This is a genomic window from Clostridiaceae bacterium HFYG-1003 (assembly GCA_024579835.1).
In the GTDB taxonomy this organism is placed as follows: domain Bacteria; phylum Bacillota; class Clostridia; order Clostridiales; family Clostridiaceae; genus JG1575.
On the sequence record CP102060.1, the window covers coordinates 2,568,955 to 2,582,951 of the forward strand.

General features: G+C 46.3%; 16 protein-coding genes. 10 read left to right on the forward strand and 6 right to left on the reverse strand.

The window, feature by feature from the left end; translation table 11 throughout:
• The first annotated feature begins 61 nt into the window (after positions 1–61).
• Positions 62–886, forward strand: coding sequence for a glutamate racemase (gene murI, locus NQU17_11510; GenBank protein UUM11271.1), 825 nt, complete (start codon positions 62–64; stop codon positions 884–886).
• Between the two features lie 1,027 nt (positions 887–1,913).
• On the opposite strand, the gene NQU17_11515 is transcribed toward murI, so the two are convergent.
• Positions 1,914–3,041 (reverse strand): hypothetical protein, encoded by a 1,128-nt coding sequence (locus tag NQU17_11515; protein ID UUM11272.1) that lies wholly within the window; start codon positions 3,039–3,041, stop codon positions 1,914–1,916.
• 148 nt (positions 3,042–3,189) lie between these two features.
• On the opposite strand from NQU17_11515, the gene NQU17_11520 reads away from it, so the two are divergent.
• From NQU17_11520 to NQU17_11530, 3 genes are read left to right on the forward strand one after another with little or no spacing between them, the layout of a single operon-like run.
• Complete coding sequence (locus NQU17_11520) at positions 3,190–3,717, forward strand: GNAT family N-acetyltransferase (GenBank protein ID UUM11273.1); 528 nt, start codon at positions 3,190–3,192, stop codon at positions 3,715–3,717.
• Complete coding sequence (locus NQU17_11525) at positions 3,718–4,317, forward strand: GNAT family N-acetyltransferase (GenBank protein ID UUM11274.1); 600 nt, start codon at positions 3,718–3,720, stop codon at positions 4,315–4,317.
• 2 nt (positions 4,318–4,319) lie between these two features.
• Positions 4,320–4,544: a hypothetical protein gene (locus NQU17_11530; GenBank protein ID UUM11275.1), complete on the forward strand. Its 225-nt coding sequence runs from the start codon at positions 4,320–4,322 to the stop codon at positions 4,542–4,544.
• A gap of 559 nt (positions 4,545–5,103) precedes the next feature.
• Here the strand turns inward: NQU17_11530 and NQU17_11535 are convergent.
• Positions 5,104–5,757, reverse strand: coding sequence for a phosphatase PAP2 family protein (locus tag NQU17_11535; GenBank protein UUM11276.1), 654 nt, complete (start codon positions 5,755–5,757; stop codon positions 5,104–5,106).
• Positions 5,758–6,142: 385 nt separating this feature from the next.
• On the opposite strand from NQU17_11535, the gene NQU17_11540 reads away from it, so the two are divergent.
• Positions 6,143–6,703: a protease complex subunit PrcB family protein gene (locus NQU17_11540; protein UUM11277.1), complete on the forward strand. Its 561-nt coding sequence runs from the start codon at positions 6,143–6,145 to the stop codon at positions 6,701–6,703.
• Between the two features lie 213 nt (positions 6,704–6,916).
• Here NQU17_11540 and NQU17_11545 read toward each other — a convergent pair whose 3' ends face one another.
• Positions 6,917–7,543 (reverse strand): PHP domain-containing protein, encoded by a 627-nt coding sequence (locus NQU17_11545; GenBank protein UUM11278.1) that lies wholly within the window; start codon positions 7,541–7,543, stop codon positions 6,917–6,919.
• A 700-nt stretch (positions 7,544–8,243) separates the two neighbouring features.
• Here NQU17_11545 and NQU17_11550 point away from each other — a divergent pair.
• Positions 8,244–8,741: a hypothetical protein gene (locus tag NQU17_11550; GenBank protein ID UUM11279.1), complete on the forward strand. Its 498-nt coding sequence runs from the start codon at positions 8,244–8,246 to the stop codon at positions 8,739–8,741.
• Positions 8,742–8,752: 11 nt separating this feature from the next.
• Positions 8,753–9,322 (forward strand): ECF transporter S component, encoded by a 570-nt coding sequence (locus NQU17_11555; protein ID UUM11280.1) that lies wholly within the window; start codon positions 8,753–8,755, stop codon positions 9,320–9,322.
• A gap of 296 nt (positions 9,323–9,618) precedes the next feature.
• Here the strand turns inward: NQU17_11555 and NQU17_11560 are convergent, their stop codons facing one another.
• The gene (locus tag NQU17_11560) at positions 9,619–10,158 is read right to left on the reverse strand and encodes a hypothetical protein (GenBank protein ID UUM11281.1); all 540 of its coding nucleotides are present in this window, start codon (positions 10,156–10,158) and stop codon (positions 9,619–9,621) included.
• Positions 10,159–11,313, reverse strand: a complete 1,155-nt coding sequence (locus tag NQU17_11565; GenBank protein UUM11282.1) for an ATP-binding protein — start codon at positions 11,311–11,313, stop codon at positions 10,159–10,161. It lies immediately after the preceding gene.
• A gap of 365 nt (positions 11,314–11,678) precedes the next feature.
• Between NQU17_11565 and NQU17_11570 the strand changes: the two genes are divergently transcribed.
• Genes NQU17_11570 through NQU17_11580 form a run of 3 tightly spaced genes read left to right on the forward strand, consistent with a single transcriptional unit; the run spans position 11,679 to position 13,486 of the window.
• Positions 11,679–12,188, forward strand: coding sequence for an FMN-binding protein (locus NQU17_11570; protein ID UUM11283.1), 510 nt, complete (start codon positions 11,679–11,681; stop codon positions 12,186–12,188).
• Positions 12,189–12,224: 36 nt separating this feature from the next.
• Entirely contained in the window at positions 12,225–12,500 is a 276-nt protein-coding gene (locus NQU17_11575) for a hypothetical protein (GenBank protein ID UUM11284.1), read from the forward strand.
• Positions 12,443–13,486, forward strand: a complete 1,044-nt coding sequence (locus NQU17_11580) for an FAD-binding protein (protein ID UUM11285.1) — start codon at positions 12,443–12,445, stop codon at positions 13,484–13,486. Before NQU17_11575 ends, NQU17_11580 begins: the two co-directional genes overlap by 58 nt.
• A 112-nt stretch (positions 13,487–13,598) precedes the next feature.
• Here the strand turns inward: NQU17_11580 and NQU17_11585 are convergent, their stop codons facing one another.
• Positions 13,599–13,997: a (deoxy)nucleoside triphosphate pyrophosphohydrolase gene (locus NQU17_11585; GenBank protein UUM11286.1), complete on the reverse strand. Its 399-nt coding sequence runs from the start codon at positions 13,995–13,997 to the stop codon at positions 13,599–13,601.

The window sequence follows — 13,997 nt, forward strand, 5'->3', positions numbered from 1 at the left end:
ATTTTTCTCCCTTGATATTTTTTGTTATAGTTATGGAAGGAACAAAGGGGGTTTTTACCTTATGACTGATCCGAATCGACCCATTGGTTTTTTTGATTCCGGAGTAGGTGGCATCAGTGTCCTGAAACAAGCGGTCCGCCTGCTGCCCCATGAGAATTTTATTTATTACGGGGATTCCCTGAATGCCCCTTACGGCTCAAGACCGCTGGCTGAAATCCAGCAGCTGACCTTTGATGCTGTCGATTATTTGCTTAGCAGGAATGTCAAAGCCATCGTCTTTGCCTGCAATACCGCTACCAGCGCCGCCGTCCATCTGGTCCGGGAAAAACACCCGGAGCTGCCGATTTTCGGCATCGAACCCGCACTGAAGCCGGCCGTGGAGAATACCGAGGGCGGCAGCATCGTCGTGATGGCAACCGAAACCACACTGAAAGAACAAAAATTCGCCCAGTTGATGGACCGGGTTGCCCGGGACCGCCATGTGGTCAAGCTCAGCTGTCCGGGACTGGTGGAACTCATCGAGGAGGGCAAGGCCCGCAGCCAGGAAACTCTTGATTATCTAAGTGACAAGTTTAAAGCACTGGATGCACCGGAAATTAAAGCCATCGTCCTGGGATGCACCCATTATCCCTTTATCCTGGCCCCCCTGCGCCAGGTTGTCGGCCCGACCCCTCTGATCTTTGATGGAGCCGACGGGATTTCCCGCCACCTTCAGAATGTGCTGGCCCAGCGCGGCCTGCTCAGCGATCGCCAGGAACCGGGTGAAATTCACCTGATCAACACCTCCGGTGACGAAAAGCTCCTCGAGCTCTCCATCGCTCTGCTGACCGCCCAGGACCCGCCGATGTCTGATCCTCCCATGGACATGGAAACCCTTGGATCATGATCTCAAACGTGCGAATCAGGAGAACGAAATGAATCGAATGGAGCAAACAGACAAGTACAGGAGAACAGTTTTCCGCTATTTTGCGGATACCTACAAATCATGCGTTCTTCTGATCGGACTTATTCTAGCCGCATTCCTCATATCATTCACCAATCCATGGACTAACTGGAATCTGGTCATGCCAGTCATTGCAATTCTATGTCCCTTACTGTACCTGCCCATGTTTCTCTTTCACCATAACGTGCTTGCTGATATTCGAAACCGGGCAATTTCAGAGCGGGACGTAACCGTCGTTACCATTCAACTGGACCGGCACCACAATCTAAACAGCAGAGGCCGATTCGTCGGGCACAGAAAGTATAATTTGACCACAACGGACGGTGAAACCTATACTTTTTCTCCGGCATCCGAACCGGAACTTTCATTCAAGCCATTCTCAGCTAAAATTGTCTTTTGCCGGAACACGAAATTCATCCTCTCATTAAAAAAGCGAACTCATGAAATGATATAAGCTCAATAAGCCAGATTTCTATGGACAGTTATCTGTGTGACATTTTACGATATCTGTTTGTCCCGGACATTTCTCCGTTTTCCTCGGGATCGCAGTTTTCGTAAAGAGACATCTCTATTGACGAACCAGATCAAATAAAATAAGAACCCTTGAATTAAGAATCTTTCGATTAAGAACCGTTTAGGTAAGAGTTTAAAGTAAGAGTCTAAGTAAGAGTTTAAGTAAGAGTTTAAGTAAGAGTTTAAGTAAGAGTTTAAGTAAGAGTTTAAGTAAGAGTTTAAGTAAGAGTTTAAGTAAGAGTTTAAGTAAGAGTTTAAGTAAGAGTTTAAGTAAGAGTTTAAGTAAGAGTTTAAGTAAGAGTTTAAAATAATTGCTTAAAGCAAGTGTAACTAATAGGAAGCAGCCGGATGACCTTGATAGTCGTCCGGCTGCTTTCATTGGATCAGATGGTACATTGTCAGATTATACTGGTGGGAATTGGTTCCTCCCATCCGGGAAGGGCGAGTTCAATAGATTCTATTTTTTTGTAATGAACAGGCGAATGGCTTCCTCTTCGGTGTAGATCTGCTTTTCCACCATTTTCTGAATGACGCTGGAATCCACGACCACATTGCGGGTGGCGGGGAGTTTGGTGTCGAGCAGCTTTACGGACTCCAGAGGCTGGGTTGTAATGTTGATGGTGGCATTGGGGCCGTTTTCGGTGGAGATGGTATAGAAGATGTCCTCTCCTTCACTGAAGATTTTCTGTTCTTTCACCTGGCTGTAGGTCGAAATCTTATTCTGATTGAACAGGCTGGAATGGCGGATGTCGTCATTCCGGAACTCCGTGAAATTGAACTGGGAAGCAAAGCCGATGGGGATCAAGAGCAGCAGGATGAGTCCCGCGGTCCGGATCGGATTGGCCGGCTTGACCGCATTCGACTGCTTTCTGGAGAGAGTTTCTTCCTTCCGCTTGGTGAACAGGGTGGAGAATACCAGACCCAGTCCGGCCAGTCCGAGCAATATCTCAATGATTCCGGCCCGTGGCCCAAACAGTCCGCTGGCGGGACTGAAAATCAGGGAGTTGTCCTGCGTTTTGAACAGAGCTGCCTGAAGAGAGGGAGCAAACAGGATAAGCAGTGCGGCGATCAGCGCAAAGATCAGTCCGCCAATCAGGCGGTTTTTGTTGCGGCGCATCCGCCGTTCGCGATCTGTCAGCATCACCGTGCCAGACTCAGTGATTTCTTCTGCTATGGCTGCCATATCTTTCTCGCGCACCAGACGGGACGCCTTGGTTTCCTGCTCCTCGTCCTCGCCCAGCAGGCGCATAGGCACTTCCCGGGTCGACTCATCCGCCGTGATAGCGTCTTTTCTTTCGTCAAATACCGGCGACTGGTTCAAGCGGGATCCTTCCACCTGATCCTCCGGATCCGGTTCGCGATTTAGAAATTTGCGGAAAAATCCGCCACTTTCCGTATCAGCTGATTTGCCGGAATATCCCGGATCGGTCTCCAGATCAATCATGGATTCGGGTTTATGTTGAGAGGTTCGGGGCGTTACAGGGTCTGAGTAGTCCTCTTCACCAAGAACCACTTTTCGCTTTCCGGTCTTGGGGTCAGCAAACTCCTGATTCCTTACAACATCCTTCATATCTTCATTTGCCATAGGACACTCCTTCTTTCCGTTCTGATATAACCGTCTTTACTGCTATTTTACCCTAATTCGGATAAAGATGACCTTAAAATAAGGCAATGAGCCGATATTTTGCCAATTGTTAACACCTGTCCTATAATCGAACCAGGAGGTGAATCCTTTGTATTATGGAAAAAACATCAAGCTTCGCGCACTCCGTCCCGAAGACTTGCCTTATATCATGGAATATGTCAACGACTTCGAGACCTATTCCAGCTTTACCGATTCAGCCCCCATCCCGAAAACAGAAGCTTTTCAGGCGCTCTGGCTGGCTCATTCCACCCGGGAAGACCTGATTACTTTCGCCATTGCTGAAATCATGACGGATGAATGCGTGGGCACAATCCAGCTCCGGGCCATTGACCGCCCCAGTCACCACTCCCTCTTCTCCATCATCCTGCGCCCGGCTTCCCGGGGCAAGGGCTATGGAACGGATGCGCTCCGGACGCTGCTTCGGTTTGCGTTTCACGAACTCAACCTGCATAAGGTGACTCTCACGGTCTATGCAAGCAATCCCGGCGGGCAGAGACTCTATGAGAAATGCGGGTTCCGGCTGGAAGGCCGGCTGAGACAGCAGGTTTACCGTCAGGGGAAATATGAGGATCAGCTGGTTTACAGCATCCTGGACCGGGAATTCGGAGGCAGCTAAATGAATCAGTCATACATCAAATTACGAGCATACCGCAGGGACGATCTGTCCTGGCTTTGCCTTCTGCTGAATCAGGGAAGCGCCCGGATCTCTCTGGGCGAGTTTCCCGCTCCGCTTGCGGAGGAGCAGATCCATCAGCGGTTTTCCAACCCGACCTCTCCTCATTTTCAATACATGGCAGAAAATCAGGCGGGTCAGCTTTTGGGCTTCTTTGACATCACTCTGACCTTCAAGGACCGCCGAGGCCAGCTCAGGTGGCTTTTCGCCCCCCATCCCGAGGAAATTCAAACCAGAACCGGCGACTCATCAGCAGACCCGATTACTGAACCCAAATTGCCCAGCCCCTTGGAAGAATCACTCCGGGAGCTGCTGCGCCGCCTGTTTCAGGAGATGAACCTGAATAAATGCATTGTTCAGATTCCAGCCTTTCAGGATCCGGATCTGGCCATTCTCCAACGAGCCGGCTTCACCCAAGAAGCTGTTCTGCGGGATGAGGTATTCTACGAAGGCCGCTATCATGACGCATTGCTGCTGGGCCTGCTCCGGGAGGAATTACAGAACCTCAAAACACCAGACCTCGGGTCCCCCAGGGTAGATTAACGATGGATTTTCTGCTGGACCTGATCATGGAACTCATCCCCGATCTTCTGGGCGAACGCTGGACCATGGCAGCCTATCGGCGGCTGGCATCCATTCCCAACAAGCCGCTTCGATACTTTCTCACATTAATCGCCATGCTGCTCTCCATCATCGTGGCCATTGCCCTGGCTTTTGGTCTGATCGTTGCCATCTTCTGGCTCTACACGCGATTTTTCCCACAGGGATGATCCCTGAACCGAAACCGCATAATGTCCCTGCAGGAAAGCTGCTGCCGTCAACCTTCGGCAGCAGCTTTCCTTTATCGAAAAATTTCAGACAGTCAATCCGCAGCATGAACGCAAATCCCCCTGATTCTTATATTCAGAAATTCAGGAGACAAGCTAAAAACAAAGCAACCGAGAAAGACGAAGCCTCGAAATCAGGAAGATAAAAAGGTAGGCAGAATAGAGGTTACCAACGCTCGAATGCTGGCAGGCCGGAAGGCTGAAAAGCTGAAAAGCAGAAAGGTTGGAAGGCTAAATGGAAGGGTGGAAGGGTGGAAGGTTGAAAGGTTGAATGGCATAAAGGCTCTAAAGCCCGGTGGTAAAAACCCGGGAGATTAATATCAACCGCAAAAAACTAAAAAAAGTAGAGCAGTCGGGGAAACTGCTCTTTAAGGGAAATGTACTAATCGTGTAAAAGGGGGAAATATGAAAATATCAGTTGGGGGAACTTTTATTTTCCGTACTTTTATTATAAGGCATTTTCACCATAATTGATAGTCATTATCATTAACATTTTGTGAATTCAACTCATCGTGTCATCCCGGAACTTGTTGTTGCGCATCATGATTCCTGTAACCACAGCACTCCAGACAATACTGGCCAGCCAGCCTCCGACAATGTCCGAAGGATAGTGAACCCCTAGATACAGCCGGGAAAAGCCGATCAGCAGAACATAGCCTGTTCCTATGAGGATGGCCGGCCAGCGCAGCCGGGAGTAAAACAAAAGGACAATCAGGCTCAGCGCCAGTGCCATGCTGATCATAGCGTGACCCGAGGGAAAGGAATAGGAGGACTCCTCCACCAGCAGACTCCAGAGGTTCGGCCGAACCCGCTGATAATAGAGCTTCAGTGCGGTATTGACCAGGAAAGTTCCACCCAGGATCAGAAACAGGTAGATCGCATTGTAGGCTTCATTCTTCCAGATAAACCAGGCGGCCAGCAGCAGAGCCAGAATCGGTACCACCACCGGTCCGGACAGGTCTGTTATGAAGACAAAAAAACCGTCAAGGCCGGGATCGGACAGCGTATTAATCCATCGAAGAATCGCAACATCCAGAGACTGTGTGGAATGATCCATTACCTGCTCCGCCAGTTCGGTGAAGGCAAAGACCAGGATTCCATAGATGAGGAAGGCGGTCCCAATTTTCGCCCACTTCTGCCAAGTCATTTGTTTCATTCGATCCAATCCTCCCCAGGTCTGTTTGCCCCTATTATACAGGATGTAATCCGTCCCCAAAAGTTTTGGATTTTCAGCGTTGGATTTTCAGGCTTGGATTTTCAGCTTGATTTGATCTACCGATCCGGATCATAAATCGCAACTTGCCCGATTATTGTGATCCCCCAAAGTTAATCTGAATTATTGTCCCATTGTTGCCTATCTCACGGACTGGCGAGCTTTGTAAAGATCCGCCTTTTTCAAAAAAACTGACTGCCAGAGCCTTCAACGTGGCTGCCAAGCCATATGTTCCCGCTTCACTGATTTGTAATGAAACAACCGGTCAGATATTGTATAGTGAAAGAAACCAAGCAAGGTTCATTTGAACCGGGAAGGAGGTATCCCCTTGAAAATCCGAATGCTGTCCAGCGCTCTGCTGGTATCTCTTACAGCGACTGTGCTGTCCGGATGCGCTCAGCCGCAGCCCGGAACTACCACTCCCCCCGTGACGACTCCTTCGACCACGGCGGTCCAGACAACAATTCCTGCCACCATGCCCCCTGCAACTACACTGCCTGTTACAACACCTGTCACTGTACCTGTCACGAATGGAGGTCAGACCGTGAAACATCAGATCCTGCCAATGATCCCGGAATCTCTGAAAAGTACTGTAGAAGCCTTAAAGAAAGGCCGCGGTTATTTCTATTTCCAAAATGAAAAAATCCTGGTCATCTTCATGGGTGAGCGTTCCACCGGAGGCTACTCCATCAGTCTGAGCCAGATTTCAGCGCAAGGTTCTGCCCTTTCAGTGATTGTTGCTGAAAAATCGCCGAAACCCGGGGATATTGTAACCCAGGCTTTTACCTATCCCATGCTGATTCTTCAGCTGGAAGACACTTATGACTCCTTCCACATTACCAATACCAACGGAGAGATCTTCGAGAAGTCAGTCAATACGATGTATTAGACATTTGCAGGTTGAGCACGCTGATTCGATCCCATCGCCTCCCCTTCATCCAATCGCGGATGTGAAGCGAAACAGGACTGGGAATGGAAATGGTCATGCAAATGGGAACGGAAACGTGTATGTAAAACAATTAATAGAAAGAAAGCAGCCGCTTCAAGCCCGGGCTTGAAGCGGCTGCTTTCTTTCTATACTGGATTACCCATTCGTAGAGGACTAGAACGCGTCCACCACATCATAGGTCAGGCCATTCCATATGGCGGGCTTGGTTTCATGCAGATGAAGCTGGGCAACGAAATCCTTCAGGTTGTTGACCTTTTCCGGCAGCCAGGTGGCGAACTTTCCGATCTGTCCCAGGGTATGGGCATCGCTGGCGCCGATGGCCTTTAATCCAAGTTCCCGGCAGTAGCGCAGCGCTTTGCGGTTGGCTTCCAGGGAAGTGCTTCCGTTTAAAACCTCCACTCCGTTCAAATGGCGAACTTTCCTCAGATGATCTTCCAACCCCCGGTTATTATTCCGGAAGGGGTGACAGGAAACACAGAATCCGTCGGATTTGCGCACATGATCGATGAATGACTGGGCGCTGGTCCGTTCCTGCGGGAAGCTGTCGATGCCCCAGGCGGTGATATCACCGCTCAGCGAGTAGTACTCAACGCCGACGAAGATCGGAAAATCAACTTTTCGCGAAAAGGCTTCCGCATATTCTTTCAGGCCCATGCTGTCATGGTCTGTAATGCATACGGCATCCAGTCCTCTCAGTCGGGCAGATGTGACGATTTCTTCCAGATTAATAAAACTGTCGCTGGAATGGGTTATTTCATGGAGATGCATATCAATCAGCATGGTTTGCTCCTTATCCTTGGCTAGGCAAAGTCATGAGAGCTTTTTTTGACCGCTCTCAATCTTCAGTAGATTTATAACATTGATGAAGGTTGCTGTCATCACGATGCCTTTGCTCGCCGTTCTTGGCGGTACCCTGTGCTGATCCACACGAATAAGGGATCCTAGCGAGGCATCCATTTCTAATAGTTCCCTCCAGATTTCCGTTTGGGATCAACAGCAATTTCATCAATAGATTATCATGCTGATACGATCAAAACAACCTAAATTCGAAATGATTTTATTTTCTGTATTTTCCGAATATTCCCGTTTTAACATAATATTAGTTAACTTTCGTGATTATTGTTTATTATTAATGTCATATCGTTAGTTAATATCCACCTATAAAGGATTCCTGTTTATAGAATTCCTCATTTGCTTTTCCTTCTTTTGAATGATACCAAGTTACCCGCACTTGCTCTTCTTATTTACAAAAAAGTTGATTCAAAATAACGTTTTTAACCTCTCATCCTTTTTAAAAGGTAATCCGAAGTCGTATACTTTTTTATTCGATATCAAATCAAAAATTATCATTCATTAAATTATCACCTTAAATATTATTCCCTATTATTTTATATATGTACTAATTTGTTCTTTTTTATTTGAAAACTTAAAGTCGATTGTGTAAACTGAGTGCGTAGCTTAAATCATCAAGGAGGCGATCATGTTAATTCAAAAAAGCAAAAAAATTGTTCTTGTATCTCATTGCATCCTGAATCAGAATACTGTGGTCAATGGACTGGAACGGGCAGCAGGTCCCTTTCCCCTGGCTCACCTTCTGATTGATCACGGCATTGGCATCCTTCAGCTCCCTTGTCCGGAATTCTTCCAACACAATCTGGACCGACCGGGTATGGAATATGAAGAATACAATACGGCGGAATACCGCAGCTTATCAGCTCGACTGTTGGAGCCGATTCTGTGGCAGGTAGAACAATATCTCCAAAGGAATTATCAAATACTTGGCCTGATTGGCATTCAGGAAAGTCCCAGCTGTTCCCTCAGCGGTCAGACCGGTGTTTTCATGCAGGTCTTACTCAACATGCTGAAGGAACGCGGTATCGAACTGGATCTGTTCGAAATCTCGCCTGATTATGGGATTGACCCAACAGAAGACCAAAACCTGCATCAACGTTTTCTCGAATTCATCAATAAGGAATAGGAGTTTTTACTATGAAGAAGACATCCCCCGTCATGATCATTGTGTTTGCCGGACTGGCAGTTGCCATCAACGTAGTCCTCGGTGATCTGGTTGCTCTGTTTAAAATCCCTATGCTCTACCTGGATACCCTGGGTACGATATTCATGGGTGTTGCATTCGGACCGTTCTTTGGCGCACTGGTCGGCTTGGCCACGAATTTACTGATGGGCGTAACCGCAAGTCCCACTGCCATTCCGTTTGCTCTGGTCAATATTGCCGTCGGCATAGTTTCCGGTCTTATGGCCAAACGCGGCTTCTCCATGGTAACCGCCGTAGCAACCGGACTGATCCTGTCTGTGGTGGCACCGCTGATTGGCACCCCCATTCGTATTTTCCTCTTTGGCGGATTAACCGGATCCGGAGCAGATCTGCTGATCTCCGCCCTGCGCGCCTCCGGTCAGAAGATCTTCGCCTCCACCTTCCTGGCGACCATCGCCAGCAACTTTATCGATAAAATCCTTTCCTGTATCCTGGTATGTATGGCTTTAGCTCCGATTCCACTGAAGTACAAGCCGAATGTCGCCAAGGAAACCGGAGTATAGGACGAAAACTATAGAATTAGAACTCAAGAAAATTCCTAGAGCAATAGCGCGACGGAAAGAGCTGCATGACAGCTCTTTCCGTCGCGCTATTGTTGTTTTTTCTAAGTTATGAACCATTATTAAGATAAGCCGTTGCGATTACTGGATTAAGTCCATGTATTCTACGGTTAAATTGGACTATTATTCTAGCTATCTGATCAATTCATTTTTAAATGCTACCTGTTTTTGTGCATAATAAACATTTAATCGCTATAGATGGTTAATTTTTATACAAATTTCATTTTTTTAACGGAGGATTATTTGGTTTTAATTAAGTCATAAAGCGATGCTTCGTTGTTTTTTTGTTTATGAACACGTTGATATTCTTTAATACTCTCCAAGAGAAAAAAGGGATCTGCAAAGTATTTTGAAATGTAAGTTGGGGATTTTACATTTTTGATCTTCAATACATTTTTGCAGTAATCACTCGGTTTCTTAATTTTCGATCGACAATATTCATCATATTTCTTCTTACTGACAATAATCAGCATCTCAATTTCCGGAGCGGTTATTACATCGATCACCTTAACTTTAGAACGGTATGCCCTACTAAGATTAAATTTCTCACCTCTGGAATCAATCACTCGAAGAATGAGTATTTTTTGATCGTAGGCCAATCGTAAATGGCGTCTCTCAAATTCTTTGACTGAGGTCCTTGGCAAAACACTTTCCTCAATCATTTGATCACGACTGAATACCAGCAGATCCTGATTAAGGAGGATGTCCATGATTGCAGTTTCTGCACCACCTTCACAGATGCATGCTATCAGACTTGAACTTGGAATATTTACTGTCATTTACTCCTCCAAGTCCTTAATAATGCTTTTCTGCAGCGCAGCCAACGCCTTGTATTTCGGTGCCGTTCCCCCCAGAAAATCACTTTGATATACCTCACTCTTCTTCATATCATTTCGTTTCAGTAGAGAGTTGAGATTATCAACGGTCAACCCTTGGTCACTTCTCGTCACAAAAATGGCATCGTTTCTTTCCATCTCATCCAGTAACTCAGCGTAATGCGTCGAGAATATGATAACTGCTCCTTTTGGATTGGTTCTTTTATTCATGAACAGCCTGAGTAAGGATGCAACCAGCTCACGATTGAAATGGTTCTCAACTTCGTCAACGATCAAATAACCGCCATTCTTTAATACTCTTGCCGCGTCCGAAAATACTCTGACACCCTTCACAGTACCGGATGATAAGTACACGTTAAGTTCTGTCGGATTGTAGAGAACCAGCTCTTTTTGTCCGTAAAACTTTAATCTTGTTACAACCTTGGTATTGACGTTCTCCACAGTGATATACTCGATCGTTGGATCAAGCAGGGAGATAATCTCTGTAGGAACGGATCCTCCTTCTGGAAGGAACAGGTTAAAGTTTGTAAACGCGGCCAGATCCACAAACATCCTCTTATTCTGAATCTGTTTATTAACGGCGATCATGATACTGACATCGTCCGGAAGGTACTCATCAGAATTATCACGAATTCGTACAGGTCGAATCTCATCAAAACTCAGTAAGTTTGTCTTATTAACTTTACTAGTAACAGATTTGACCCATAATTTCTCCGAAAGAATCTGAACAGCAGGGGTCCCATCCGGTTTTTTTGTTCTAATAATCTCGCTGTTGAGGTGATAAAGTCTCTCTGTAGCAAAAAAATCAACATCAAATACGGTCTTCGTGTTCTCACCCAGAATCTGCGGAATAAACTCTGCATTCAACGGGGCCGCATCCAACAGCAACCTTGTGAAAGAAACAACCTTTAAAGCAGTTGTTTTTCCAGATGCATTAATTCCAATGAACGCTTCCGCAGTATTCACATAAATGTTTCCAAATAGGTTGAATACTGAGTTTAAGTGATTGGTCTGTACTCTCTGAACAGCATAAAACGATACATCAAACGGAGCTTTATATAAAGGAAGCCCATCTACTTTTATTCTCAATATCTTCATTTAATTACCTCCATAAAAACGTTATTTCTGTTTTTGTAAGTCTATAATAATAGATTATCTTAACCTCAAGATACTTGCAACGTTTTTTTGTTTTTATCAACCCTCATCAGTTCTTGATACATCTCTTCCAGCATGAACTGCAGTTGAGAAACGATGACAATTCTCCGGATTATATTCAGGAAAAAGCCGAACTCTACATTTGTCCTTAAGATTCAAATGACTTAAATTTCCATTCCCCCCAAAAACCATACAAAGAGCTTTGAATTCGTTGTATGATTAACACGAAAACAAATATTCGTTGATTACCAATACAATTTTCAGATTCCATGACATATCTCAGTCTATCTTGATGAGGAGGATGTAACATGAGACCCCGAAAGTTTGTATCCCTTTGGCTGGTAGTTCTCTTGTCAATGCTCATTCTATCTGCATGCAACTCTCCGGCAACGAATACCACATCTGTCTCCAGCACCTCGGCTCAAACGACAGTGACTCCCGTGACGCTTCCTCCGGAAACCAAACCGACAACCTCGCCTACCACCAAACATGCCGGTATGTCGCCGGGTACTTACCTCGGACTGGGCAATGGTAGAAACGGTGCAATTGTCGTGAAAGTACAGGTAAGTGAGAACAGTCTCGATTCGATTGATGTTGTCAGTTCTCAAGAAACCTGGAATACCGGTTCCATACCAATCTCTGTTTATCCGGATCAAATCCTGAAAACTCAGTCGCTTGATGTTGATCTCATCAGCGGTGCTACCATCTCCAGCCTCGCTCTGTTGAATGCAGTCAAAGACGCCATCTCCCAAGCTGGCGGTGATCCCGCAAAATTCACCGGAAAGATTCCCGCACCACCAGCTCCTCAGAATGCATAAACTGATGTGGTCGTAGTTGGTGCCGGCGGTGCTGGTATGACTGCCGCGATTCATGCAGCAAAAGCCGGAAAACGTGTCATCCTTCTGGAAAAACTGGATATTGTTGGGGGAACTTGGAACTATTCGATTGAAGGATTCGGAGCAGTCGGTGACAAAACTCACACCGGATTAGGAAGCGATATCACTGCCGGTGCCCTGGCAGAAACGTTGACTACCGGAAATCCCAAGGGTGTACTGCTGAAGCCTTCAAGATTTTGGCCGAGAACAATGGGGCAGCCGCAGACTGGCTGCGCAGCATCGGTGCGCCCATGACGGTAGCTGCTGGTCAAACCAGTGTGGCAACATCCCGTGAAACCGGAGAATTAGGGGTTGCTATCATTTCCGCTTTAAAGCATGAGTGCGAAAAACTTGATGTTGATATCCGAACCGGAAGCAAAGCCACTGAACTGGTCATGCAGGATGGCCGGATCTCCGGAGTAAAGGTTTCTGCAAAAAGTGGAGATTACACCATTGAAGCAAGGGCTGTGATTCTTGCCACCGGTGGATTCGCCGCAAATAATGATTTAGTTTCAAAGCATTATCCCGCATTGAAAGGCTATTCGAGCTCCGCTTCAGTCGGTGCAACCGGCGACGGACACATCATGGCTGAAAAAATTGGGGCCGCTTTAGACAATATGGATTACATCCGTGTGAACTTCACTTACACCACCGCGGACAAAGGCTACTTCTACTATATGGGATCCCTCTTTAATACCGGAGCCATCTTCGTGAATAACGAAGGCAAGCGATTTGTAAGCGACCAGGGAGCCTATGGCGTTGGACTTAAAGTTGTTGAACAAGGCGGCAAAGGTTGGGCCATCTTTGATCAGTCCATTGTCAGCGCGATTTCAGATGTTCGCAAATACAATGAACTGGGATTGTTCACTTCTGCTGATACCATCGAGGAATTAGCAGCCAAGATTGGGGTCAATGAGCAGAACCTGAAAGATACGATCGAAAAATACAAAGGTTATGTCGCCAATGGAAAAGATGAAGAATTCAATCGTCCGATGCTGAACATGACCTTTGATGAACCTCCCTTCTATGCCTGCCCCATGACAGCCAGAGTTCAGGGTACCTTCGGAGGAATCCAGATCAACACCTCCACTGAAGTATTAAAACCAGACGGAACTCCAATTCCTGGTCTCTTTGCTGCCGGAGAATGTGCCAATGACGGCACCTGGGGTGCCAATCCCGCAGCTGTTAATATTGTTTACGGTAAAATCGCAGGAGAAAACGCCGCTGCTTATCTGAAATAAGCAGACGAACCACTCTCAGTTCATTTCAATAGGCTAATTCAAGTCTGCAAGCAATGCAACTGGGGTAGTTAAGTCTTTCCATAGACTTAACTACCCCGGTTTTCAATCGTTCTTAATTTCTTTTCCGCAAAAAACTTTTCAGTTTTTCAACGACTATGATGTCTGCTGGCAGCCAATCGACATCGTCCAATTCCGTTTCTTCAAGCCACCGAGCTTGAAGATGTTCATTCAATGAGATGTTTCCCTGTTCAATTTCACTAATGTAGCAATGCATTGAAAGTCGAAATGTTGGGTAATCATGCTGCACCGTTCCTAAGAAATGAACAGGGCGGATCTTTACATTTAGCTCTTCTAGAATTTCACGTATCAAAGCGTCATGTCGATTTTCATCAATTTCGATCTTTCCACCAGGGAATTCCCAAAAACCCTTAAAATCGCCGTATCCTCTCTGCGTAGCTAAAAAGGATCCATCAGACTCAATGATTGCTGCAACAACTTCTATTTGCTTCAT

Excerpts from the sequence above, each read along its gene's own strand:
- murI (UUM11271.1), top strand. The coding sequence starts at position 62 with ATGACTGATCCGAATCGACCCATTGGTTTTTTTGATTCCGGAGTAGGT.
- NQU17_11515 (UUM11272.1), bottom strand. The coding sequence starts at position 3,041 with ATGGCAAATGAAGATATGAAGGATGTTGTAAGGAATCAGGAGTTTGCT.
- NQU17_11525 (UUM11274.1), top strand. The coding sequence starts at position 3,718 with ATGAATCAGTCATACATCAAATTACGAGCATACCGCAGGGACGATCTG.
- NQU17_11530 (UUM11275.1), top strand. The coding sequence starts at position 4,320 with ATGGATTTTCTGCTGGACCTGATCATGGAACTCATCCCCGATCTTCTG.
- NQU17_11535 (UUM11276.1), bottom strand. The coding sequence starts at position 5,757 with ATGAAACAAATGACTTGGCAGAAGTGGGCGAAAATTGGGACCGCCTTC.
- NQU17_11545 (UUM11278.1), bottom strand. The coding sequence starts at position 7,543 with ATGCTGATTGATATGCATCTCCATGAAATAACCCATTCCAGCGACAGT.
- NQU17_11550 (UUM11279.1), top strand. The coding sequence starts at position 8,244 with ATGTTAATTCAAAAAAGCAAAAAAATTGTTCTTGTATCTCATTGCATC.
- NQU17_11555 (UUM11280.1), top strand. The coding sequence starts at position 8,753 with ATGAAGAAGACATCCCCCGTCATGATCATTGTGTTTGCCGGACTGGCA.
- NQU17_11560 (UUM11281.1), bottom strand. The coding sequence starts at position 10,158 with ATGACAGTAAATATTCCAAGTTCAAGTCTGATAGCATGCATCTGTGAA.
- NQU17_11565 (UUM11282.1), bottom strand. The coding sequence starts at position 11,313 with ATGAAGATATTGAGAATAAAAGTAGATGGGCTTCCTTTATATAAAGCT.
- NQU17_11570 (UUM11283.1), top strand. The coding sequence starts at position 11,679 with ATGAGACCCCGAAAGTTTGTATCCCTTTGGCTGGTAGTTCTCTTGTCA.
- NQU17_11575 (UUM11284.1), top strand. The coding sequence starts at position 12,225 with ATGACTGCCGCGATTCATGCAGCAAAAGCCGGAAAACGTGTCATCCTT.
- NQU17_11585 (UUM11286.1), bottom strand. The coding sequence starts at position 13,997 with ATGAAGCAAATAGAAGTTGTTGCAGCAATCATTGAGTCTGATGGATCC.